A 23,774-nucleotide genomic window follows, 5' to 3' on the forward strand; every position below is an offset into this window, starting at 1 on the left:
GATGATGGATCGTCATCCATGCGTTCAGTTGTTCCATGCTTCACTGGTCTGCTCTTGACTGTGCGGGTCTTTCGCCTACCCTAGCGATTTGCGGTTGGTTTTCTGCAAAGAAAATGTGCCACGGTAGGCGAGACCCGCTGGAGTTGAGCAAGCCCAGTCCTTTGACCTTTACGAAGATCGTTTGCGAATGATTGCGCCTGTTCCGTCCGGCAAGTCTGGCAAGTCTTGCCAAGTCCAGCGAGTCCGCAGTAATGAGGCTCGCAAGACTGGTGACTTGCCAGACTCGCCAGACTTTTTGTGCGGCGAGTTGTGTGAGACTTGCAACCCGAATGGTGGATCGCCATTCTTGCGCTTAGCTTTTTCACGCATCACTGGTCTGCTCTCGACTGTGCGGTCCTATCACCGGTAGTGCTATTTGCGGTTGGCAATCCGTAAATGAAATGAGCACTACCGGTGATGTCCCGCTTGAGTTGAGCAAGCCCAGTCCTTTGAAGTTTACGAAGACAAGCAACTCGCCATCCTTCAAGTAATGAGTGATGAATAATGAATTATGTCATCGAACTACTCATCACTCATCACTCATTACTCATCACTACTGTTATGCAACAACCAAGAACACAGGAAGAAATTTTAGCCGCGGCGCGCCAATCTTCGCGTGAAGCCGTGATTCTCGAAGAGATGATTCGTCTGGGATTCTGGCCCGCGCAAGGCGTGATGCCCGAAGACCCCGCCGATGAGATTCGTCGTCGTGGCGAACTTGAAGGTGAACTTAGGAAACTGCGTGGTGAATTCAGAAAGCTGCATAATGAAGCGCATTTGTTGAAAGAGGCGCGCAAACGCCGACTCGAAGAATCGCGTCGCAAACAGAAAGAAAATAAAGAACGCCGCGAACGTGAACGCCAGGAACGCGCTACTGCCTGGCAAGCGAAAAAGGCAAGCGCAATCGTTTACCTCGGCGATGGCGTCTCGGCGGGTCTCAATCACGTCACCTGCGATGAAGCGCGACTGGCAACCTATGGACTGCCGCGTTTAACGGACGCCGCAGAGATTGCCGCCAGCATCGGCATCACGGTTAATGAATTGCGCTTCTTATCGTTTTCACGAAAAACTTCGACCGTATCGCATTATGTGCGTTTCAAGTTGCCGAAAAAACCAAGTGGTGAGCGGCTCATTTCCGCGCCGATGCCGCGCCTCAAAAAAGTTCAACACTGGATTCTGGAAAACCTGCTCGCAAAAGTTGAACTCCATGACGCCGCGCATGGCTTTCGCAGCGAACGGTCAATCGTATCGAACGCCGCGCCGCATGTTGGCGCAGAAGTTGTCATCAACCTCGACCTCAAAGATTTCTTCCCTTCCATCAGTTATAAACGGGTCAAAGGAGTGTTTCGCGCGCTCGGCTATTCGGAAGCCGCCGCAACCATTTTCGCTTTGCTTTGTACTGAACCACAGGTTGAAGAAGTTGTGCTTGACGGCAAAACTTACTTCATCGCAACCGGTGAAAGACACCTGCCACAAGGCGCGCCGACGAGTCCCGCGATTACCAATATTTTGTGTCGCCGTCTGGACAAGCGACTCCTGAAAATGGCTACAGGAGCCGGTTTCAAGTACACGCGCTATGCTGACGATTTGACTTTTTCGACTTCGGGCGAAAGCAAAAAAAATATCTGTAATGTATTGCGCCGCGTAGAGTCCATCGTCGCGCACGAAGGCTTGACCATTCACCCGGATAAAACCCGTGTGCTCAGACGTTCACGGCAACAGGAAGTCACAGGTGTTGTGGTCAATGAAAAAACCAATGTCTCGAAAAAAGAGTTGAAGCGTTTTCGCGCTCTGCTCTTTCAAATTGAAAAAGACGGACTTGCAGGCAAACGTTGGAGCAATTCATCGGATGTGCTGGCTTCGATGATGGGCTTTGCCAATTTCGTTTTTATGGTGAACCCGGAAAAAGGCGCGGAGTTGCAAGCCCGCGTTCGCGCTTTGATGGCTAAACACCACTGGCAAGCGCCGAAATTTGAGCGCCAAGCGCAAGTGCAACAAGAACGCCTCGCCACCAGTGAACCTGAAGTCATCAACAAACCTGCGGAAAAATCGAAACCGAAAAACTGGTGGAAGTTATGGTAGAGCGACGATTCATCAATAGTGATAAATCAAGCTTCAAATATGGTCGGGGTCGAGGTCGAAATTTTCGACGAGGTATTCAAAGTAACGTCCGTCGGTTAAAAACGTCAGAAAAATTTCGTGCGCCAGGTGAAGGAGTTTGCGGACGGCATATTCATCATCACCATCTTTGATTTTTACCGCCAGCGACACTTGAGCGTTGCGATTTGTGACCTGCGCCTGCGCTTTCGTGGCATCAATGCGACGATGTTCTAAAACTTCCTCAGCGTGCCGCGAACTGACAAACCGCTTTAAATCTGCATACATCTCAGAATCGGCGGGCATATTCGGCAACAGCACAGTAAACCGTAAAATATTTTTTGTGGCATCAAAGACCAGTTCAAAGACGCGGTTATGATGCCACAAAATTTTATATGCCGTATTGGTTTGTCGGGGAGTTGCGGTTTGACTGAACCCTCGGAACACGCCACGCTCCGCGTAACCGGCAAGCGTTTCGGTTACGACCTCGAAGCGTGAGGGTGTTCTTTGGGCAACCGTTGGTTTCGCCTGGTTATTTTTTTTTAGTTTCACACCTGTGACTGCCATTTTCTTCTCACATCAATGAGCGAATGCGCCGACACCGGGTTCGGGGTTGAGCGCCACACCCGGCGCATAATGTTTCGCCGAAGTAAATTCTTTGAGCGCCTGCACATTGATGACTGTCGAAACGCTCTCTTTCACAGCCGCTTGATAGCTGCGCTTTAAAGCTTCGCGCAGTTGCTCAGGGGTTTGCGCATATTCGCCGCGCGCCCCCAAGCCTTCCGCGAGTTTATCGTAACGCAGATTTTCCTGAAAGAGGTACATCTGCATGGAGCAGGGCGAACTGACGGCGCTCGGCCACATACCCCAGGAATTATTGTTATAAATCACCGTGATCGTCGGAATCTTGAACTTGGCGGCGGTATCGAGTTCAAAGAGGCTGTAAGCTGCGCCCGCGTCGCTGGTGATGCAAAGCACTGGCGCGCCTTTCCAGGCAGCTTGCGGTCCGACGCCGCGTTGCACAGCCGCGCCCGCGCCCATCATCATCGCCATGTCGGGTCCGATTGCGCCGTATTGATACGCGCAGACCACGGTTTGCGCCGGACGATAAGCGCGCAACCAGCGACCTGCAAATAAACCGCTCGTCCATCCACCTGAACCTGTGACCGTCTGTTTCGGGTCAATGTCGCCTTTGTAAAGAAAATCGTGAACCTCTTTTGCCATCACCGACGGATGCACGGCGTTGGTTTCTTTGCTGTATTTCAATCCAAGCGCGTAAACATCGAGGTGCTGTTTTTCAAACGCCTGCCGCGCCGCTGCCAGTTCCGCTACCCAGGCATCGCGTTTCTTGCGCGGCAACAGATTCGCGAGTGCTTCAAGAAATATTTTTTCATCGCTGACGATGCCTAAATCGAGGGGCCAGTTGCGCCCCAAATCTTCCTGCACGGGGTTGACGCGAATCGCTTTGATGTCGGGATTGAAACGATACTCGCCGGGACTCGGCATACAATACTGCCCGACAAAAACCACCAGGTCGGCGCTCATCAAGGCGTCGGGTGACAATGCCGCAGACAAACGATGGTCATCCGGGAAATGTCCACGTGTGGGTCCCGATGTGACAACCGCGATTTCATGTTTTTCGGCGACCTCTTTCAGCGCCTCCCAGGCTTTGCGTTGAAAGACGCCTTGCCCGGCAACCAGGATAGGTCGCTCGGCTTTGTTAATCATATCAACCGCTTTTTCGACTTCTTTGGGCGAAGGATGAGCGCGCGATTCACTGCGATATTTGGCTTTGCCGTAAAAGTCCGTCAAATTCGCTGGGTCGGTAAATCTGGCTCTTGCGACCTCGGCGGGAAAATCCAGATGCACAACGCCGGGGATACCGGATTTCAAATGGCGAAAAGCATACGCGCCGTATTCATAAACGCGATTGGGCGCGATGATGCGCTTGCCATATTTTTTCATGCCTTCGGTAGTCGGCTGTTGATAAGCGACCTGAATGAATTGTTCGCGGTCTTCGCCTGCCAGTTGCATATTGCTGGCAAGCACCAGAAGCGGGGTGCGCGCGGCATTGGCGGCGGCGATGTTCATAATCATATGCGTAAAGCCGGGACCTTCGGTGCCGGAGGTCGCAGTCACTTCGCCGGTGACACGGGAAAACCCGTCAGCCATCGCGCACATCGCGCCTTCCGTGCGTCCCCCGTATGCCGGAACGCCTGCTGCGGCAATCGCATTGATGACCGTGTAATTGCCGGGACAGCAAAAGAGCGCCGCGAGTTCTTCTTCTTTGCAAAGTTTGGCGAATACTTCTGCGCCGGTCATGCCATTGCCTTCAAATGAACCCGGCTTAGGGGTTTGTTTGAGAGCTTCGGGAATTTCTTTTGGAATGCGAATCAATGGAATATCGGTGACCGCATTGCCTAAAACGTTGGTGTTCGCGCCGAGGCTAACGGCAGCGGCTCCTGCGGTGACGGCGGATTTCAAAATAAAATTTCTGCGTTTTTGATTAACCGAAATTTCGGTTCCGGTATTTTGCCGGGCTGTTTTTTTCATGACACTTGTCCTTTCTGAACGCATCGGTCAGAGGCTGACACCTCAACACCAAGGTGTATTTCTGCGATTCATAGGCAATTGCAAGTCGCTTTAATTGTCGGGCTTTTCCTCTTGTAATTTGGGTCTGAGCGATTCGCTCCACAGGCTGCGAATAAAATTCACCAGATGCCACATATCCTCTTCTTTGCGAATCTGATTTTTATAAGGCGGCATATTGAGTCCCGCGCCCTCGCGTATGCTGCGAAAGATTTCGCCTTCCATCGCGCCGCTTTTCCAGAGTTTCGGCTGAGTCAAATCGGTGGCATCGGCAATCACATCAATCTGGGCTTTGCCATCGTTGCCGTGACAGCCCGTACAATAATTCATAAACACGATGCGCCCGCGACTAATCGAAGATTTGCTATAGGGCACCGGGCTTTTGAGATTTTTGGCTTCGGCTTGCGTAAGCGGTTTACCGCCGCTTTGCCACGCATAACTTTGCCAAGGTCGCCCTACGCTGAACCAGAGGACGGTTAAAGCAAACAGACACCAAGCGACTGTACGAACCGAACGTCGCAGCATTTGCATTTCTCCTTTTTCGGACGAATCAATGAGAGGAAAGACCCGCACTGGGACAACTCACAAAAATAATCTGGAATGATGCGCCATTGGCAATTGCCTCTTGTCCACTGGTAAGCCCGCTCAACCGAAGTTGACCCAGACTGTCAAAGGCAATTGCCAATGGCGATTTGATATTTGAAAAGACCCTTTAATTTTTGGCTGACACGGGATTTGCCGTCTCTTTATCAACCGTATAATCCATCCAGCCAATCATCATCTCGTCATAAGTCGGCTCGCCATAACGCACGACCTTGGTCGGGTCGGGGTTGAATTTATTTTTCGCCGAATTATCGAAATACCCCGTCACCATAATCCGCGTGCCTTTGGGAAGCGCTTTCTGTTGCTGGAAGTAATAGACCGTCTGCCATGAAAAATCATAACGCGGAATGTTCAACAGAATTTCGGTGGTGCCGTTCGGGTAGATGGCTTTGTACTCGACGGCTTTACCGCGCAGGTGCAGATGCGGCATGAAGTTAATCAGATGAACATCTTCCTGCGCCGTCCAGCAGGCTGTAACTTTGTGATTATCTGCGCCTGCGGGAATCAGGAAAGCATTATTGGAAATGCCATAGGTATGCACCAGTTTTTCCGGTTTGTTTTTAGCGAAAATCAACCCGACGCTGGAGCGGTCTTTTTGCACCGAGCCTGCGGCTTTCGAGTAATGCATCTGGAAAACGATTTTGGAACCGGCGGGAATTTTCTTGACGGTTCCCGGCTCCCAGATGGCTTGATTCATGCCCGGCGCATAACCGCAAAGCAGTTGCCCGTTTTCCATGTCCTGACCTCGGTCAGAGCGTGAGAGCCTGCCGCCTTTCGGGTCACTGCAACCGTCATCCGCCACCGGAGCATCGGGTTTGGTGCGCACCAGAAAACCTTCGCGATAGGTCGGCGAATTCTTTTCCATCTGGGCGCGCAGTTTTTCAATCTGTTCTTTGCTCAGTTTGCTGATGTCGATTTGTGGTCTGCCGTTCGAGCTTGGCGTTTGAATAAAAGCGATGATGTGATGCACGATTTTGCGATTGTCGGGTCGCGCTTCGGCTCGCTGTACATAGACATCTTCTTTAAAGCCCGGGTCGACCACGAAGTATTGATATTCATCGGGACCTGAGGCTTCCAAGGTGAAGGTTTCGGGCATCGGCAAAATCACATCGGGTTTACCGATTGACCAGCCATTTTCAAATTTCGGCGCAGGCGGCAGGAGTTTCGGGTTGCCTTCTTTAGCGCCGCCATCGACCCAGGCGACGATGGTATCAATATCCTCTTGCGGTAAACGGCGGTCATTCGCCCACGCGCCATAATGCGGGTCGGCGTGCCAGGGCGGCATGGTTTTCATGGTTATTTTTTCGCGAATCGCACGCGCCCACGGGCGAACCTCTTTGTAAGTGAGCGTCGAAAACGGCGCGCCCTCACCGGGACGATGACATTGCGAACAGTTTTTATTAAAGATCGGCGCGATGTCTTTGGTGAAGGTGATTTCTTTGGCGCGGGGTGAACTGGCATTGCTGATTTGTTGAGAAAAGATGAAACCCGCGGCGGCGACAATGCAGATTAGATAAAGAGAGAGATGGCGTTTCATGTTATTTTTCACTGCCTCCTGAAGGTTGTGACCTAAGTCCGTTAGCTCGTTCCACTGATGCAGGTGTCAGCGTTAAAGACTATGTTCAGTGCTTACGCCTGCCTGTCGACAAAATAAAAATAAAGACGGAATAAAGGATAAGGCTGCTCAAGCACCACACGCTGACCGAAAAACGAAACGCGGGTGAATCTCCCCAGAGTCTTGCGAAATATCGCTCACTAACAGGTAAATTTTCCCCGTTTAGCCAATGCCTCTGGTTACGCTGAATTCGAGAGGCTTGCCGCAATCATTAACTAAATTGTGTTTTTACAGTCATTCGAGGCAAAGCATCCGCAATTGCTGGCTTTGGACATCAACTGTGAATTGAATTCTTTGCCTGACGATTTAGAGAGTTGCAAATCAAGTGCCTTAATTTGATTCGCGAGCGGATAACCGTTTACGCAGTTTGCCGCCAATGAATTGACCGAGGAAGTATGCGCCGATGAGCACCGGAAAAGTAATCAATCGCCAGCCGAGTCCGCTAAAAATCCGTAAGGCGATGACCAAGGGCACCGGCAAATGAATCGCCAGTATCCATTGCAGAGAGAATTTTCTGACGCTTTCACGCCAGTAACCGAAGGGAATATTGAATAAGCAAACGCTAAGCGCGACCAACCACAAGTTCATGAGTTCAACCAATCAATAGCATACCTGCGGCACTCGTCGCCAGCCGCGACATCACCAGTAGCTTGTCATCACGTTTAATCAAAGCGCTGGTCAAAGCGCAGCATGCTTCGATTAATGCGCATAACTGACCGCTCGCGCAATTTTCCATTCGCCATCTTTGAGCCGCCAGATGTGCAGGAATTTAAACGTGCCGCAATCTTCGCGCCCGTTTTCCATATGACAAAAGCGATGCTCGCCGGTTTGAATCGCGCCAACATCTTTCAGCGGATAGACCGCCATCGAGCCTTTTACTAAATCTCGTCTGAGTCCAGTGGTTTTATTTTGCTCGAATAATTTGCCGAAGCCCGCAATCAGTTGCCGGTAATTCAATACGCCATCCTTATCGTGATAAAACTCAACATCGGCGGCAAACATCGTTTGCATCACTTCGAGATGGCGATTATTAAACGCCTCGAATAATTTGGCATCAAGTTCGGTAATCGTCGAAAGCAAATCTATGGAAGCGGCTGAACCATTGGTATTTTTCGTGGCGGCGGGGTCTGCCGTTTGCCCTGAAGCTGAAACTGCCAAAACAATTATGACCCACACCGGTTGAAGAATGCTTTTCACTAATTTTCTCCTATAGATGATGAATGAAAATTGCGCTCGAAATTTCCGAGTTACGGCTAACCTCAAGTTGCCGAACGCTCATTCGCTTTAGCATGAAATTTCTGTCCTTGGGTATCGCCATCGTCATACGGCAGCCCGAAGCTTTAAGTTTAAGGAGTTTTATAAAGCGGCGCTTATCCGGCAACACGCCGGGAGCAATTTATCTTCTCGTGTGAACGCGCTTCCTACCGAACGGCTGGAAAGTGCCGGTCTATTCATCTCTTGAGCCTGCTGCATTGTTGACAATTTCTGCGGATAATTTCCCCATATAGGGGAATTATCCACGGTCTGCAAATCAATTGGTGTTTTTAACCTTTGACGTCGATTATCTGATGAAAAGGAATCTTGCCGGAATGAAGTTGCGCGCCGTTTAAATGCGGTTTAAACGGCAAAATTCTTGTAATTTTTACGCCATACGCAAAAACATTTAACCGAAAAAGCGATTGAAGCGGTTTGGCAAATGCCAGGCGACAAGGTACATACCTTGCATTGTACTTACCCAAGTGGAGCAGTGAATCCGGGGCGGTTTTCAGTGGGAATTATTCACTGCGGTTTGCAACAATCACCAATAAAGCCGAAATCAGAGATCAGCGAATAAGCGTAAGCGGAAATCGCTCCCCAAAACCTTCCTAAGGAGTGACAAATTTATGAAAAGGAGAACGTTTATCTTATCTGTCCTATGGGCTTTTCTGCTGTTTGCCCTGTCTTTTCCGCAAATCCTCGCGCCGCAAGCCAGCGCAAAATCAACAGCAATAACCGCAGCCGATGAACAAACGGCGGTATCGCACTATATCCTTACCTATGATCGAAACACCATGAGTAATGCCAGAGCACTTGCAGCAGTGACTCGCGCAGGGGGTGTTGTCCTGAACAATTTATCGGAGATCGGCGCATTGCTGGTCACGTCGCCGATTCCCGAATTTGCTGCAACCATGCGACGTAATCCGGGGGTTAAAGCCAGTAAGGATTTTGCCATCAACTGGCTTCCCAAAGACGAAACCAACGGAACCGTGAGCGCCCAGGTCGCCAAGTTGGAAGCCTCGCCATATGACGCTTTTTTCTTACCCGATCAATGGAATCTTTACATCTCCAAGACGGTTGATGCCTGGGCGATTACCGAGGGCAACCCGGCGATCAAGGTAGCGGTGCTGGATTCAGGCATTTGCGCCCATCATCAGGATTTGATTGGCAAAGTGCGAACTGACCTCAGCACCTCGTTTATCACAGAGCCTGGCGAATGCGCCAATGATCAGTTTCCGGTGTGTGCGGATTGCCCGAACTGGGAGGATCGTAACTACCACGGCTCACACGTCGCCGGAACCATTGCAACCAATAGCCTGGGAACCGCAGGGGTGGCTCCGAATGTTCAACTGATTGCGGTCAAGGTGTTGGATTGCACAGGGAGTGGCACCTGGAGTTCCGTCCTCAGCGGCATTATGTACGCCGCCAACGTCAATGCCGATGTCATTAACATGAGCCTGGGCGCATTTGTCTCCAAGACTGAGATGGCTGACCCTGAATTTCAGGCGCTTTATGATGCCTTGGGCAAAGCGATTCAGTATGCCCAGAAAGAGAAAGGCTGTCTGTTGGTCACCAGCGCCGGCAACGATGCGCTCAACCTGGATACCTGGCCCGGAAATAAATACATTCATATTCCCTCGCAATTGGCGATGACTTTGCAGATTCCGGGAATCTCTGTCGGCGCAACCACGAGCACCGATGCGCTGGCTCACTTTTCAAATTACGGCGTAACCGGCGAGACGCTGACCGCGCCGGGAGGCGGATTGCCCGCATCAGGAAGCACACCCACTCAGTACATACTGGCGCCTTGCAGTTGTCATTCGATAACTATGGCTAATCCTTGCGCAAGCAGTCCTGGATGGTATCTGTGGATTCGCGGAACCAGTATGTCAACGCCGCATGTTTCGGGCGCGGCGGCGCTCATCGCCGGACGACTCACCATCCCGAAATCCTATCAATGGCCGGTGCAGATTCGTCAACGCTTGCTGAGCAGCAGTGACGATCTCGGCTACAAGGGACGCGACCCCATATTCGGTTATGGTCGCCTGAATACCTTACGCGCAGTTCAATAACCACTCGCTCAGTTGATATGGCAGGCGGGCATATGCTCTTGAGGCAGCCCGCCTGCTTTTTCATTCACTCAAGCGATGGAATTGACATCCGGCAAAGTCTACAGCGGTTTGCAAAAGAGTTTACTCAGCCTCGGTTGAGCGAGCGGCACAGACCGCTTGTTCAACCTCAGTAAATCGTATTGCAAACCGCTATAGTGATTCATCGTGACGCTCGCAACCGACAGGCGATTTGTCGTTGTTGAAGGCAGGGTTTCAAAAAGGTGGCGCTACGACTTAACCGCTGACCAATCCGCCGCCGGGCGTCCGAGCCAAATCCAGGCGATGTAATCGGTCATCGGCGGCTCTGCGCCAAGCGCGCGCAATCGCGCATTGACTTGTCCGCGATGATACATCGAATGCAGGACGACCTGCATAGCGGTTTCGCCAATCGTGGTCTTATCGGGCGGGCGACCGAGACGTTTTTCAACCAAATCCGCCCACGGCACATTCATCGGCGCAGCCAGTTGTGCATCGCTCAGCGCTTCGAGTTGCGCGTAAGCTTCCGGGTAATAGCTCACCGCCCATTCTCTGAGCGACGTAGCATCTTCAAAGGTGGGATAAGGCGTATCGCGCGGCTCTGCGCGCCAGACGCGCAGGAAAGCCCGATGCACCATATGCAGGTGATAAAGGTAATCGCGCGCCTTCCGGTCAGTCTTTGCAACGTCGGAAGCCAGTACCGCTTTCCACACCACCGCATCCGCCCATTCCATATGTTTGAAAAAATCGATAATCGCAGTTTTATTCATCACAAACTCCTGTCTAATTTTTAACCAATTCTCTGACGATAGACTTATAGTTGTCGAGGTTTATTTTGTGATCTCAAGGAACTGCGTTTCATTCAGGGTTGATTGACCAATCACGAATAAGTCAAAGTATTTACCGCTTGCTGAAAACCGGCCTTGATGCGAAAATTTCGGCGAATTTGAATGGACAGAAACGCTGATGAATTCAATTGTCAAAACCAACGAAAACGGTGATTTGTATTTGCCCTCTGAACTCCTCGGCGATGCCGCAAAGTATCAGGAGTTTTCACTTGAAACCACAGGTGAAACGATTGTGTTGCGGCCGGTATCATCATCGAAAGCCGCCTGGGAATCGCGCACACCCGAAGAACGCGCCGCCGCATTTCGCCGATGGGCAGAGAGCCATCACAATCAAGCCAACTTGCCCGATGAAGCCTTGCGCCGCGAAAACATTTACGATTGATGAACGATTATCTGCTGGACACCAATCTGCTGTTACGCTTTTGCGATTCGGCTTCGCCGCAGCATCCAATTGCGGTCAACGCCATTGAAATACTTTTAAAACGTGGCGACCAGGTCTTTATCACCGCACAAAACCTGATAGAGTTTTGGGCTGTTGCCACCCGTCCGAAATTGGCTAATGGTTTCGATTGGACATCGCAACAAACTGAACAAGAGATTGAACGCCTGCTCAATCTGTTTTTGTTCCTTGAAGATTCGCCTGCTATTTTCCCACATTGGCGGAAACTGATTTTGCAATACTCGGTGAGCGGCAAACAAGTTCATGACGCCAGACTGGTTGCGGTGATGCTCACACACGGCATTTCGCAACTCATCACCTTTAACACAAGCGATTTCATTCGCTACTCAAACATCACACTAATTGAGCCGGACGCTGTAAAATAATTTGTCCAGTTGGTTATTAGATTTGGTTATTTCAACGGGGGTCATTTAGGTAGGTTGTTTAAGAATTTCACCTCGACAATTTAGCCATTATCTTACACCGACACGTTTGGGATGCCAGCACTGCTTTCCACACCACCGCATCCGCCCATTCCATATGTTTGAAAAAATCAATAATCGCAGTTTTATTCATCACAACATCTACTCCCTTCCTTTTCCCTACGATGCAGAATAAATGAGGAGATATTTTTCTACCTGTTCATCGCTCTTTTGCTCTTCGCTCCTGATAGACTTCGTCACGCGCCTCTTCAAACAGCATCATCAGTTCATCTTCGGACATTCCGCTTTCTTGAAAGGTCTTGCGAATCGGAGCGAGAATTTCATCAAAGGTTTGCTGGCGAAAAGTATCATTTTTGACGAGTTGTTTCACATAGCTCTGCACATCGCAGCCATCGGCTTTGGCGCGTTCTTCAAGAAGCGGTTCAACTTCCAACTCAAGTTCTGAGGTTGCAATCATAACTGCTCTTACCTTTTACCTAGCCATTTACTCCGTGACTATAACCCCGAATTGTAAAATATAAGTAGCTAAAGTTAGTCCTTCAATAATAGAAAGTCTTCCATCCTTCTCACAAAAAGCTCTACACTCAGGCGATACGGTACCAGATGTAACGAGAAATCCTTTAGCAATGGAATGGTCTGCGGCAATTACTCCTAATAATTCTCTCGCTACTTCAACACCCACGCGACTCGTTCTTTTACATTGGGCTATAGTCTTTTCAGTGCCACCAACCGAACGTCTATATCCTATAATATCAATCCCACCATCGTGGCTTCGCTTAGTCGTCCTGACATTTGTAAATCCGATCTTAGTAAAAACAGATTTTACTACTTCTTCAAATTGGATTGGATTCACCGTAAAAAGGCTTTCGAGAATACTAGTTATTGTTTGTGACGATTCAGTTGCTTGGTTATTTTTCTTCACCCTTTTATCCTTATTCGTCTTTACACCGAGCATATCGAGCCACTCGTCAGTTGAAATCATTTCATTAATAATCTCTTCCGAAAGTCCGTTAACTACTTCATCGAATAACAGCCCCTTTTCTCTTAACTTCTCATGTATCCTCTCCTCAATAGTCTCTTGCATCCAAAAGCTATAGATATTAACTCCCTGCTTTTTCCCCTCTTTATCAACCCAATGTTCTTTCCCATGCCGATGAACCCTATCTTCTGCTTGCCACATTAAGGCGGGATTCCACCAGTGATCAAAATGTATAACGTAGCTCGCTTCCGTGAGTGTCAGTCCAACGCCTCCCGTTTTGATTGTTGATAAAAAAACGGTAATTTCTGAATCACTTTTGAACTTATCAATAGCTATTCTCTTTGCTTGATCGCTCAAACCGCCTTTGAGTACCGCCACTCCAAATGGTTTTAGAAGCGTCTCCAGTTTGCTGATACCATAATCAACATATTGAGAAAAAACTAAAAGTTTTTGACCATTATCCTTTATTTCCTCAACAAGCTCTATTAGTGCTTTAGTTTTAGAACTCGTATTTCGGTCTTTAGCAAAATTGCAAATCTGTTTTAACTGTGTGAGCAGCTTAAAGACATGTACTTTAGAAACTTTATCCCCTAATGATTCAAGTTCACTTACTCCGCCTCGTAATGCCTCCTGGTATTCAACCTTTTGAGATTCATCCAATTCTAGCCAGATATCCTGTTTGATTTTCGGGGGAAGTTCCTTTAGAACATCTTCTTTTAACCGACGTAAGAAATAAGGCTTGATATATTTTGTAGCTAAGCTTGGAGTCAGTCCTTCTTTACGAAGGTAGTTAGGCTTAACAAATTCAAATATAGAGACAAGATCATCAAGTTTATTCTCAACAGGCGTCCCAGTTAATGCCCATCTGAATTTAGGTTTTACCAATTTTACCGCTCGGCTTCTATCGCTGTTTGAGTTCTTGATATATTGAGCTTCATCAATGATGACAATATCAAAACGAGTAAAAATATCCGAATCAACTAAAGAATTCTTCAAAGGTATATTGTCAAGAATAGTTTTGCAGGATGGACACTCAAACTGAGGGAAAGAATCACTTTGTACCGTTATTTTTTCTTTAAAAAAAAGCCTCTTGCCACATTTTGGACAGTTGAAAGAATCCTTTTTTTTTACAACGGTTAAGAAATCTGAAGCAACAGTTTCGTATGTAGTTAAGTAGACATGGGCGGGGTATTGCCAATCAAGTTTTCTAGTTTCCTTTGAACCTCTCACAACTGTTAGCTCAAGTTCACTAGCCCAATCAAGTAAATGATCTTGCCAAACCCTAAGAATATTCACCGGGCAAATAATAAGCGCTTTGCTAACTTTACCTAGTCTAAAGAGCAATCTCAAAGCTACAGCACTCATTACTGTCTTGCCAGTCCCCATTTCATCTGCGAGCAATGCTGATTGATTCTCAACCAAAAATGATATACCAGTTTTTTGATACGGTCTGAGTTTTTCCAATATGTCAAATTGAGGTACAAAATCAAAAGTGAGTGGAGGTAATAAGATGGGATAAATTAAATCCCAAACGCTAAGAGCATAGGTAGCGTGAGTAGATAGTGCATTGCGTGTTTTGACCCTTGTATATGCCTTTTTGAATTCACTTCGATGCGCGGAGGATTGAAAATCTTTGAAGAGCGCAGATTGAGTCTGTGTCTTACCTTGTTCACCATACTTTTTCCCATTTACAGAACCGCCCTCTAGCAAAACAAATAAATTTTCCGAAACCCAAGTTTTGGATTCAAGCAGTGAAAACATATCTACAAGGTTGGCACTAATTCTTGTCTCATTAAATCCAACTCCTTGAAATCTAAAGATGCCAGATATAAGTGGCTTAAAGTCTGAGTTCCAATTAATATCAGATAATGAGAATAGGAGGTTGGTCGTTATTTGAGGTTCTTGAATAATGCCTTTAGATATTCGGAAAATCTGTATTTTCTCAAAAGCAGGTTTAGGAAATTTGCATAACTCTGGTTCTGCATGTTGAGGGATAGGTAAATTTATAACTCTAGTTTGCTTAATCGGAAGGACCGTCTTACCAATCTTTTGACCGATTTGTACAAACAATCCCATTCTTTATTTCTCCTCACCAATTTTTTGTCCGTGTACTTGTTCCAATGCTGTCTCAATCCGATTAAATGGTTCAAGTAAATTATGAGTTTCAATAATTTCGTTTAAGATTGTTTTGGCATGTTCTCGGTCGTTTGTGAATTTATTATGTGTCATTAAAACAACAGGCTCGAACCTGCCTGATTTAGAATGCAACAACTGATTTCCACTTCCATCATCAGCCATTGAGATTGGGATAGATTCTTCACTTGCAATCTGAATAATAGGTAAATCAATTTTCGGCCTAATGCCAAGAAAACTTTGTTCTCGAACTAAAATTAGTGATGGGTGTTCTTTGATAGAATTTACTAAAGGGATACCAATAAGGTCTACCATCATATGCTGTTCTAAAATATCTCCGTACAACATTGTTTGAAGCGTTGTTGGTCGAATTGGATTAGTGCATCGAAATTCAACTGGCTTTGTATTCAAGTCAGTTAGTAAAAACGCACCGCGAACTGCTTTGCCTGACTCAAATTTTTTCGATGCTAGAAATAACAGCCTCAAGTTAGCGTCAATAGCCAAATTCCACCTCTATATCTTGGAAATTAGTTTAAGGAGTTTATATTGCTATCCAAGTTAGTATCAATCTCACTCGAATGCAGGATATGATATTCTGCAACCTTGACATTCAGACGATCTATCTCAGTCAGAAAACCGCCAACGGATTGTATGTAGTTCGTTAGGTTATTTTCGACTTTACGCAAAAGCGCAATTTGTTCTTGATAGTATTTTATCCGCTCATAGGTCGCTTGCAGTTCCCGATCATTTTCAATCGTTGCCAAACACCTCAAATTTTTGAGCTTTTGCATCAGGCTTAACGCAACCTGTAAGACAAGCGGAAAATTTGGAGTGCTGCGACTTGTCGCAGCTTTTATTTTGAATAAGCACCTTGATTGAACCAAGCTATTTCAATGCTACTTATTTCAATTAAAAGCGGTGACAAGTCACCGCACTCCCAAGATAGTTCTATGCTCTATTTCTTCGCCAACACGACGGGCGCTTGTTCGGCGGCGCACAAGAAATAAGAAGGAAGCTAATTGGAAATAGCCGAGTTGCGGTTATTATCAACTTCGCTTGAGTGCAACCAAAGATATTCCCTAACTTCCAAATTCATGCGGTCAATCTCGGCCAGATAACCGCCAACGGAATGTTTGTAGTTTATTGGATTGGATTCGACCTTACGTAAAAGCGCAATTTGTTCTTGAAAGTATTTTATCCGCTCATAAGTTGCCTGGAGTTCTTGATCGTTTTTAATCATTGCCTATCACCTCAATAATGCCGCGCTTGCCTCCGTCGCGTTTAATTTGCCAATGTTCGATAGCGGCTTGCTCGCCACCAATCGCTGCCAATCTTCTAATCCAAAAAATGCTCGCCCCCTCCCAATTCTGAGCCAACATATGGTTAAAGATGATGGCTGTCTCTCCAACCAATTTATCAAATTCAAATGTATCTTCCATAATCATAAAGATGTCAACATCCTTCGGTGAAGGCTTATTTGTTACAAATGAGCCGAAAATAATGAATCTGGCTAATTCACCCGTGCTTTTTGCCAATTCGTAAATACGAGATAATCGTCGAGCCACAATCTGACGTTGCAATGTGCCTTCGCCAAAATGCTCAATGATTTCGGTAAGTGTTGCCTGATAAACCGTGTCAGGCAAATCACCTTTTTCATCAAAATCAGGAAAAGATTTCAGCACAATTCCTTATCATTTCCTCGCCAGTACAACGGGCGCTTGTTCGGCGGCGCGCATGCGGGCGAAGAATTCTTTCACCCTGGCATATTCGCCCGGCGGAATGATGGCTCCGCGCAAAATCATCTTGCGGGTGAAATGCAAGGTGCCGTCTTTCACTTCGTAGCTCGTGTAATAAATCCCAAACGCGGTTTCCATCTTCACCGCATCGGGCAGTTCATCAACCGCGAAACCTTCGGGCAATTTCACCCGCACGGTTTCCGTATAAGCTTCAGAGTTCAATAACACCGGATGCTTGCGCGACGATTCGGTTAAAAATATGCTCTCGCGGCGCGACACTACCGCCGGTTTAAAAATTAACAACTTGCCCTGCATCAACTGCCCGTAATGCGGCGAAGCGAATTCCACATCGAGCAAAAATTTGCCATCCGCAGGGCTATCTGTCGGCTCGGCTTTTTTGACGCTTGCGCCCGATACACCGCGCACGATCCATTTTTCAATCATCTTTAAATAATCGGGACGCGACAGTCCGCGAAACCTTCGCCGTTCATCAACCGATGCCTGACCGATGCTCTCTTCACGCAGTTTCGCCGTAATTTCGCCGCCCGCGCCAAGCTCTACGTCAATGGTGCGCTCCATTTTATTGGCTTCGGGCGGGGTAATCGGCATGCGCATCAACGCGCCATCCGCGCCCGCAATAATTAAAGCGAAACTGTTCTGTTCGTGGTCGGGCAAATCGCCAACCGGAGTGTTGTCATCGGTCGGGTCGAAAATTAACAACTTGCCGAGTTTGGCATGTTCAATCACCGTCGGCGCGTTGGTCGCTTCGGTAAGGTTCACGGCGATGATGCAATGATTGAACTGTTGCGGCGAGGGCCACTCTTCTCTCACATAGGTCGGGTCGCCCGAATAGATACTCACCAGAAATGAATTGATACCGATGGCTTTGAGCATGGCTTTCATCAAATTGGCTTTGTCTTTGCAATCACCGTAAGCTTTGGCAAACACATCGCTCGCCGCGTGCGGGCGATAGCCGCCGCCGCGCCCAAGCCCGGTTTGAATCGAAATGTAATTGACGCTTTGCACGAAACGCCCGATGAGTTGAATCTTTTCATATTCGGTTTTGGCGTTTGCCGTAAGCTGTTTGGCTTTTGCCGCCAGCGGTTCGCTTACGGCGTCCTGCCCGATGCTCAGATTGGTAAGCCAATCCGACACATCTGCCCACGAAGTAAACGAGCGACCAAGCATCGCTTTACCTTCGGCGGGAAAGTAACTCACGGCAAGACGCGGCGCGAGATTGACGGGGCTCGGCGCTGCCGGTTCATCTTCGATGTGTCCGAGATTTTTCAATTCCCAGGTGTAATTCGTCCCCGTCGTCATGGGGTCGAGTTTGGGATGATTGAACATGACGCTTTCGGCGTGCCAGCCCACAGGCAAACTCAAACTGAAACGCGACACCAGGGTCGGCAAATCTTCCTGAAAATTCCAATCGAATTGCGTGAACACCGAACGCTCTTCGGCGGTGTACTCATAACCGAAAATCGCGCCGGGTTCGACTTCGCCGGTGGCGCTGATGGCTTTGATGCGGGCTTCGTTGTAGACATCGTTTTGCGCGATGGCGAGGTCCAGAGTTTCATCTTTGCCGAGTTTTTTCACTTCGCCCGACGGATGAATCACCCAGGCGCGTATGTCTTTGACTTTGCCGGTGTCGGTCATGTAAACGGCTGCGCCGCGCGCTTCCTGGCTGCCGTCGCTTGTGAGAATTTTCACAGCGTAGCGTTCAACCGTGGTCATCTTGCCGTCTTCTTCAACTTTGATACTGCGTTCGTTGAGCAAAACCACCGCCGCAACATTTTTGCCGTAAGCGGGAGTTGTCACCGATGCTGCTTGTCTCAACCACCCCGGCGCATCATCGGCAAAGGCATTGAGGCTCATTAACCACAGCAACGCGCAACCGGCGAGCAACGCCTTGAAAGAGGTAAACCGCAAAGACACGAAAGGCGCTAAGCCAGACCTAGTCCCCTTGATGAACCTTTGTGCCCTTTGTGTCTTGGTGGCAACAACCTGCGGCTCACCACTCAACAAATTTCGTTTAAACGATACTGCATCCACTGTTCGATGATTTTTCATAACACGAGCTTCCCTTCTCTTATTTCACTTTCGTCAAATCTATCCGGTGCCTGTTCAACGATTTTTGGACATCGGCATCATTCACATCAATTTCTGCGGGTAACGAAGAAACATCGACGCCCAGGGTGATTTTATTTGCATTCACGAATTGCAAAGTCATTCGGGATGGCGCAGTCTGTCCGGGTTTAAACAACAAAGTATCGCCTTGCAGTTGCACGTCCTGTAAAAGCGCATCGACGGTTTCCCAAACGCTCTGGGCATTGACGCCGCCGATTGTCCAACACCCGGCGAGTTTTCCGTCAACCACTTCGAGATGAATCCGGTTCTCACATCGTCCATCCGGCGAACGCCATTGCCAATCGCCTGAAAAATCATGTTCGGTTACATTCATACTTAAACTCCTTTCTCAATACGGTGAACTCGTCCGCTACCGCAGAAGGTACTAACGATAGAAATCAGCAGGCGCGCGGTGTGAACCGAAATTCAGGCAAGACGTGATTCGCGCGCTCCAATACATTGATTGGTTAGACTGACCCGGGCGAAGTCGGCGCGCCTCCGGACATCCGCTTACGGCAGCGAAACGCCAGAGCGCAGGCGAGCGCGCTGCCGGGCAACACCAGCGCACTCGCGACAACCGCGAGACCTGCAACCGCCTGCGGCGGCGCGAACGTTGGATCGTTTGACGCTCCGGGTATGTACGGCGGCATACGACCGAGGTTGAAGAGGAACCACGCCGCAGCGTAACCCAGCACCAATGCCGCCAGGATTGCAAAGGTCACGGTAGCGCGGGAGCGCGTGGCGCTTCGCTGAAGGAACCCTGCCGCCACCCAGCCAGCCAGCGCAGGAGGAATCCAGAAGCCGACAAGGACGATGAGGCTGGGGAGCCGATCAGGAATCAAGAGGATTAGCGCCAAAGCGATTGATCTCATCATAAAGCCTCCTAAGTGTTACGTATTCAGGTAAAATTTATTTCGCCGCGTCCTGTTTGAGCGTCAGCGTGTGATTGTCGCGGTCGTGCACCATATTAAAGACCTGTTTCAAAGTCGGGTAGTTGGAACTTTGAAAATAGATATTGTCGCTCAGTCCGAACTGAAACTTGCGCCGGTATTCAACCATGCGACCATCTTTGGTTACGCCGATACTGACATCATAAGAGCCGACATTCTCCACCTTCAAGCCCTGCGGTTGATCGGCGCTGTCGAGCGCATAACCGGGCGGCAATTCAATGGTCACCACATCTTCTTCCATCCACGGATAGTGAAAATAGATGGCGTGCTGGCGGGCGCTATTGGGAAATCTTTCGCCGATGCCGCGTTCAAAAAACGCCGGTTGAAAAAACAGGCGTTTGCCGGTGCGTTGCGCATAACCGGGCACTTTGACATGAAAAGTATAAACGAAAGGTTTCACCGGGTCGGTGACACTTGAAATGATGATGTTGGAAAGCTCCGCCGTGCTCAACCGCGATTGAATCATGTCGCGCAACGCCTCTTCGCGTTTTTCCGGCGTCTCATCATCGTTGCTCTCTTTTCGCTCATAAGCCCGGTGACCGGTGTAAACCATGCGCACATCACCTTCGAGCGTCCCGTCTTCGCTGAGTTTAAAGGTCGCGGTGCGGGTCTCTTTTGAACGCTCCGGCGGCGACATGGGCGTCGGCACAAACACACATTCTTTGGTATCGAGAATCAATGCCTGCACGCCTTCCTGTTGCCAGCGCAACATACCGTTTGGCACATAGGTCGTACTGGGGTCAAAAAATTTCCAACCCTCGCCGACTTTCACAGCGATGTTGCCGGTTTCAATGAAATAAGGCACAGGCAGTTTCGGGTCAAAGAAAATATCGCCGCGATCCGGCAGCAAAGCGAGGCGCGCATCAAAACCGGCGGCGGTCGCCAGCGCCGCAAACAGAAAATCAATATCCGAACCGTCGCCCATGCCACGCTTCAAGGTATCGGATGGCGAGTTGTTGTTTTTGAGTTTTTTACGCTGTTCATCGGTCATGCCCGAGGCGTCGTCGCTGGTGTTTTTAATCTGTGTGCGCACGAAATTGAGGATGCGGGCAAGTTTGTCTTCCGGGGTTGTGGCATCGCCGATGATTTGCGGCACCGCTTTTTTAATTTCGTCGTTGACCTTCATCTGCGGCTTCATATATTCGGCAACCCGCTTGCCAAGGGTGCCCCAGTATTTTGCAGAGTCCAGGTTATCTTCTTGCGAATAGAAGATCAGCATCCAGGAACGCACCTGGTCTTCGGGCGGCATATAAGGTTCTTCGCGAAATGCCGGAACATTGGTCATCTGCATGGAATAGAAACCATCTTTTTCTTTGGTAAAGGGCACGCGCGGCATACGAAACGCGAGCGTGCGCATACCTGCCAGGTCATTACGGTTAGGGTCAGGTTTGATGAAATACTTGACGAATTGCACAGGAATATCGCGTTGAAAGGGCAAACGAATATTGTCTGCCGAACGAAACGGGCGCACCTCTTTCCAGCGATATTCGATAATCACGCCCGGTTCAACCGTAGGCATGGCAAAGGATTTGGCTTTCACTTTGATACCGCTGACTTTGATGATGGTGCGGTCAAACACCGATTCCTTTTTGAGTTCGACAATCGACCCGTCCGGTTTAATGGTGCGGGCGGCGATGTCTTTGATCTGAAAATTGCCGATGTACGGAATATCGATTTTACTTTCCGATTCCTTACCGCGTTCGGTGAAAATTTTGATGCGAACGTAATGATTGAACACCAGATCATAGCCTGCATCGTTGACCCGCACTTCCCAGAAAATGGCTTCGGCATCGGCATCTTTTTCAACCACCGGCTCTTTCATCGCCAGATGCGCAGGGTCAACCGGACGCCAATCCTGTGCGGTGGCATCAAGGGCTAAAAACATAAAAAAAAACATCCCCCAAAAAAGAGGGGTAAATAGGCGAGAGAACATTTTCATATCTCCTCCAGAAATATAGTGGCGCTCAAATAGGGGCGGGGGGTTAAATGGCATACCCCAGTTAGTTTCTACCCGGAATGTGTGGCGACGGGATTATAAAAATCTTGATTTAGAGTTGCAAATGGTTAATGCAAATTTTGCAGGTTTAATTTTTTGATGCGAAGAAAGCAAAGTCCGGGTTGTATTTTCGATGGCAAATGAAATCATTGAGTACAAATTTTGTAAGTTGTGATAACGGAAAGTCCAACAGGAGTAAATTTTCAAGCCCTTACTTTCCCAAGATTCATCCAAGACTGCCGTTCAAGCGACAAATCTGTTCATCAAAACAATCCGTGGTTTGCGTAGAAAAAGAAACGCGGCTTGCAAATCGCCAACGATAGGAAACCTCATTCTCGTTGGTGATTTGCAAGCCGCGTTTCATCCTATAGCTTGGTGCACATTTGAATAAACCCGTTATCTATGGGGTTCTTGTAAAACCGGTGTCGCTTATTTCCATTCGATAGGGAAAAACTTTCCCGCTACTGCCGGGTCAAGTTTTACGCCCAGGATGGCGGCGGCGCGCGCCAGCACAGGGTCGCGCCCTGCGGCTAAATCTTCGGCGGTTGGAATGAGCCGTTCATCCGGCGTCACCCCGATATGTTCCAGACTTTTGCCATCGGTCATAATCACATCCGCATCCGTAACGCTCACCGCGAAAGGCACAATCTTGTCTACTCCCAACTCCCTGATATAAACCTTAGAGCGCATAACCGACCCGGAAGATTGGTCGCCGATGATCGTGCCGCGTTTTTCGATTTGCATCAACCGCGCGAACAGTTCAGCCGCCGACCCGGATTTGCTGTCGATTAAAACCACGAGTCGCCCTGCGAAAGGTTTATCGCCGCGCTTTTTGGCAACCATCGGTTTTAAGTCTTTGCGCCCTTTGAGGTCGGCAATTTTTACTTCATGGTCAAAGAAATGGCTGGCTAAGCGTTCCAGCGTCAATACGTAACCTCCGGGATTGCCGCGCAAATCAAGGATGAGTCCGGCGCTTGGCATCGCATATTCATCAATCAACCGACTCGCCTGTTCCGGCTCGAAATCGAAACCCGGCATCTTCCAGATGACGATGTCTCCGACTTTCTGGAAACGGTGTCGCTGTAAACGGTAAGCATCCTCAGATTCCCTGTCGAGTTCATTCAAATCAATAGTCGCATCCCGTCCGGAGAGGTCAAGGATGCGCTTCCCCTGTCGCATCTTTGCCGCAACATCGAGTTGGCGCGGTTCGCCGCCGGGACTTTGCACCACCAGTCGCAGCCCCTGGCGCGGGCTTAAGGTGTAGTAATAATACTCCATCTTCCACATCTCTTTGCGTGAAGGTTTGAAACCTTCAACTGAAACGATCAGGTCGCCGGGTTTTAAACCTTTGGCGGCAGCATCGCTTTCGGGTTTTACGGCAATCACATAACACTTGTCGCCAATCATTTGCATTTGCCAACCATATTCAACCTTCACCGGACGTGAAGGCGGAATGAAAAAGGTGTGGGAGTCATTAAGGTCGAGCAGCGATTGGGCAACAATTCCCAATGCCTGCCCAAGCGAGGTGGCTTGTTTGAGTTTCTCTTCAGAGGCTTTGAAGCGCGCCTCCACATCCATGCCACCGAAGCCTGTATCATAGTAATTTTTTTTCAACTCGTCTTTGACGGCGTTGAGCATGCTTTGCGCCCGTTCACGCTCGATACGCTCAAGACTCTGAGCATATGTCGGTTGCCGGTTGTCAGTAACGCCAACGGCGAAGCAACAAACGAAAATCAATAATAAATTGCAGGAAGATTTCCGAAACATAATTTCTCCTAAAAATATTTTTCTCACACGGGGTGAGTAGATAGGCGCTCAAGCACTTCTGCCAACCAA

Annotated in this window: 22 protein-coding genes; 4 read left to right on the forward strand and 18 right to left on the reverse strand. The window is 48.7% G+C overall.

Annotation, left to right across the window (positions count from 1 at the left end):
• The first annotated feature begins 543 nt into the window (after positions 1-543).
• Complete coding sequence (locus tag AB1757_16520; protein MEW6128645.1) at positions 544-2,121, forward strand: reverse transcriptase family protein; 1,578 nt, start codon at positions 544-546, stop codon at positions 2,119-2,121.
• A gap of 33 nt (positions 2,122-2,154) precedes the next feature.
• On the opposite strand, the gene AB1757_16525 is transcribed toward AB1757_16520, so the two are convergent.
• From AB1757_16525 to AB1757_16550, 6 genes are all read right to left on the reverse strand, one after another.
• Positions 2,155-2,703, reverse strand: a complete 549-nt coding sequence (locus tag AB1757_16525) for a hypothetical protein (GenBank protein ID MEW6128646.1) — start codon at positions 2,701-2,703, stop codon at positions 2,155-2,157.
• 12 nt (positions 2,704-2,715) lie between these two features.
• On the reverse strand, positions 2,716-4,689 hold the full coding sequence (locus AB1757_16530; protein MEW6128647.1) for a thiamine pyrophosphate-binding protein: 1,974 nt from the start codon (positions 4,687-4,689) through the stop codon (positions 2,716-2,718).
• A 90-nt stretch (positions 4,690-4,779) separates the two neighbouring features.
• Positions 4,780-5,250: a cytochrome c gene (locus AB1757_16535; GenBank protein MEW6128648.1), complete on the reverse strand. Its 471-nt coding sequence runs from the start codon at positions 5,248-5,250 to the stop codon at positions 4,780-4,782.
• Positions 5,251-5,437: 187 nt separating this feature from the next.
• Entirely contained in the window at positions 5,438-6,877 is a 1,440-nt protein-coding gene (locus AB1757_16540; GenBank protein ID MEW6128649.1) for a cytochrome c, read from the reverse strand.
• 396 nt (positions 6,878-7,273) lie between these two features.
• Entirely contained in the window at positions 7,274-7,531 is a 258-nt protein-coding gene (locus tag AB1757_16545; protein MEW6128650.1) for a hypothetical protein, read from the reverse strand.
• Between the two features lie 111 nt (positions 7,532-7,642).
• Positions 7,643-8,140, reverse strand: a complete 498-nt coding sequence (locus tag AB1757_16550) for a nuclear transport factor 2 family protein (protein MEW6128651.1) — start codon at positions 8,138-8,140, stop codon at positions 7,643-7,645.
• 686 nt (positions 8,141-8,826) lie between these two features.
• On the opposite strand from AB1757_16550, the gene AB1757_16555 reads away from it, so the two are divergent.
• Positions 8,827-10,272, forward strand: coding sequence for a S8 family serine peptidase (locus AB1757_16555; GenBank protein MEW6128652.1), 1,446 nt, complete (start codon positions 8,827-8,829; stop codon positions 10,270-10,272).
• A gap of 266 nt (positions 10,273-10,538) precedes the next feature.
• On the opposite strand, the gene AB1757_16560 is transcribed toward AB1757_16555, so the two are convergent.
• Positions 10,539-11,057, reverse strand: coding sequence for a DinB family protein (locus AB1757_16560; protein MEW6128653.1), 519 nt, complete (start codon positions 11,055-11,057; stop codon positions 10,539-10,541).
• 196 nt (positions 11,058-11,253) lie between these two features.
• Here AB1757_16560 and AB1757_16565 point away from each other — a divergent pair, with 196 nt between their 5' ends.
• Complete coding sequence (locus AB1757_16565; protein ID MEW6128654.1) at positions 11,254-11,517, forward strand: hypothetical protein; 264 nt, start codon at positions 11,254-11,256, stop codon at positions 11,515-11,517.
• Complete coding sequence (locus AB1757_16570) at positions 11,517-11,960, forward strand: PIN domain-containing protein (GenBank protein ID MEW6128655.1); 444 nt, start codon at positions 11,517-11,519, stop codon at positions 11,958-11,960. The genes AB1757_16565 and AB1757_16570 overlap by 1 nt, the downstream gene beginning before the upstream one ends.
• A 256-nt stretch (positions 11,961-12,216) precedes the next feature.
• Here AB1757_16570 and AB1757_16575 read toward each other — a convergent pair whose 3' ends face one another.
• From AB1757_16575 to AB1757_16625, 11 genes are all read right to left on the reverse strand, one after another.
• Positions 12,217-12,474, reverse strand: coding sequence for a hypothetical protein (locus AB1757_16575; protein ID MEW6128656.1), 258 nt, complete (start codon positions 12,472-12,474; stop codon positions 12,217-12,219).
• A gap of 27 nt (positions 12,475-12,501) precedes the next feature.
• On the reverse strand, positions 12,502-15,072 hold the full coding sequence (locus AB1757_16580) for an SNF2-related protein (GenBank protein MEW6128657.1): 2,571 nt from the start codon (positions 15,070-15,072) through the stop codon (positions 12,502-12,504).
• 3 nt (positions 15,073-15,075) lie between these two features.
• Complete coding sequence (locus AB1757_16585) at positions 15,076-15,633, reverse strand: hypothetical protein (protein MEW6128658.1); 558 nt, start codon at positions 15,631-15,633, stop codon at positions 15,076-15,078.
• A 23-nt stretch (positions 15,634-15,656) separates the two neighbouring features.
• Complete coding sequence (locus AB1757_16590; GenBank protein ID MEW6128659.1) at positions 15,657-15,893, reverse strand: hypothetical protein; 237 nt, start codon at positions 15,891-15,893, stop codon at positions 15,657-15,659.
• Between the two features lie 251 nt (positions 15,894-16,144).
• On the reverse strand, positions 16,145-16,369 hold the full coding sequence (locus AB1757_16595) for a hypothetical protein (protein MEW6128660.1): 225 nt from the start codon (positions 16,367-16,369) through the stop codon (positions 16,145-16,147).
• Positions 16,362-16,811 carry a hypothetical protein gene (locus AB1757_16600; protein ID MEW6128661.1) on the reverse strand — a complete coding sequence of 150 codons (450 nt, stop codon included), beginning with the start codon at positions 16,809-16,811 and terminating at the stop codon, positions 16,362-16,364. The genes AB1757_16595 and AB1757_16600 overlap by 8 nt, the downstream gene beginning before the upstream one ends.
• Before the next feature lie 9 nt (positions 16,812-16,820).
• Positions 16,821-18,935, reverse strand: coding sequence for a DUF3857 and transglutaminase domain-containing protein (locus AB1757_16605; GenBank protein ID MEW6128662.1), 2,115 nt, complete (start codon positions 18,933-18,935; stop codon positions 16,821-16,823).
• Positions 18,936-18,954: 19 nt separating this feature from the next.
• Positions 18,955-19,326, reverse strand: a complete 372-nt coding sequence (locus AB1757_16610; protein ID MEW6128663.1) for a hypothetical protein — start codon at positions 19,324-19,326, stop codon at positions 18,955-18,957.
• A gap of 133 nt (positions 19,327-19,459) precedes the next feature.
• Positions 19,460-19,867, reverse strand: a complete 408-nt coding sequence (locus AB1757_16615) for a hypothetical protein (GenBank protein MEW6128664.1) — start codon at positions 19,865-19,867, stop codon at positions 19,460-19,462.
• A 34-nt stretch (positions 19,868-19,901) separates the two neighbouring features.
• Positions 19,902-21,827, reverse strand: a complete 1,926-nt coding sequence (locus AB1757_16620) for a DUF3857 domain-containing protein (protein ID MEW6128665.1) — start codon at positions 21,825-21,827, stop codon at positions 19,902-19,904.
• Between the two features lie 540 nt (positions 21,828-22,367).
• Positions 22,368-23,705, reverse strand: a complete 1,338-nt coding sequence (locus tag AB1757_16625) for a S41 family peptidase (GenBank protein ID MEW6128666.1) — start codon at positions 23,703-23,705, stop codon at positions 22,368-22,370.
• Positions 23,706-23,774: the final 69 nt, after the last annotated feature.

This window comes from Acidobacteriota bacterium, assembly GCA_040754075.1.
Lineage (GTDB): Bacteria > Acidobacteriota > Blastocatellia > UBA7656 > UBA7656 > JBFMDH01.

Bases quoted from the DNA above. Each gene is read 5' to 3' on its own strand.
- AB1757_16560 (MEW6128653.1), bottom strand. From the start codon at position 11,057: ATGAATAAAACTGCGATTATCGATTTTTTCAAACATATGGAATGGGCG.
- AB1757_16580 (MEW6128657.1), bottom strand. From the start codon at position 15,072: ATGGGATTGTTTGTACAAATCGGTCAAAAGATTGGTAAGACGGTCCTT.
- AB1757_16625 (MEW6128666.1), bottom strand. From the start codon at position 23,705: ATGTTTCGGAAATCTTCCTGCAATTTATTATTGATTTTCGTTTGTTGC.
- AB1757_16530 (MEW6128647.1), bottom strand. From the start codon at position 4,689: ATGAAAAAAACAGCCCGGCAAAATACCGGAACCGAAATTTCGGTTAAT.
- AB1757_16605 (MEW6128662.1), bottom strand. From the start codon at position 18,935: ATGAAAAATCATCGAACAGTGGATGCAGTATCGTTTAAACGAAATTTG.
- AB1757_16570 (MEW6128655.1), top strand. From the start codon at position 11,517: ATGAACGATTATCTGCTGGACACCAATCTGCTGTTACGCTTTTGCGAT.
- AB1757_16575 (MEW6128656.1), bottom strand. From the start codon at position 12,474: ATGATTGCAACCTCAGAACTTGAGTTGGAAGTTGAACCGCTTCTTGAA.
- AB1757_16615 (MEW6128664.1), bottom strand. From the start codon at position 19,867: ATGATGAGATCAATCGCTTTGGCGCTAATCCTCTTGATTCCTGATCGG.
- AB1757_16620 (MEW6128665.1), bottom strand. From the start codon at position 21,827: ATGTTTTTAGCCCTTGATGCCACCGCACAGGATTGGCGTCCGGTTGAC.
- AB1757_16520 (MEW6128645.1), top strand. From the start codon at position 544: ATGAATTATGTCATCGAACTACTCATCACTCATCACTCATTACTCATC.
- AB1757_16565 (MEW6128654.1), top strand. From the start codon at position 11,254: ATGAATTCAATTGTCAAAACCAACGAAAACGGTGATTTGTATTTGCCC.
- AB1757_16545 (MEW6128650.1), bottom strand. From the start codon at position 7,531: ATGAACTTGTGGTTGGTCGCGCTTAGCGTTTGCTTATTCAATATTCCC.
- AB1757_16610 (MEW6128663.1), bottom strand. From the start codon at position 19,326: ATGAATGTAACCGAACATGATTTTTCAGGCGATTGGCAATGGCGTTCG.
- AB1757_16555 (MEW6128652.1), top strand. From the start codon at position 8,827: ATGAAAAGGAGAACGTTTATCTTATCTGTCCTATGGGCTTTTCTGCTG.
- AB1757_16595 (MEW6128660.1), bottom strand. From the start codon at position 16,369: ATGATTAAAAACGATCAAGAACTCCAGGCAACTTATGAGCGGATAAAA.
- AB1757_16525 (MEW6128646.1), bottom strand. From the start codon at position 2,703: ATGGCAGTCACAGGTGTGAAACTAAAAAAAAATAACCAGGCGAAACCA.
- AB1757_16535 (MEW6128648.1), bottom strand. From the start codon at position 5,250: ATGCTGCGACGTTCGGTTCGTACAGTCGCTTGGTGTCTGTTTGCTTTA.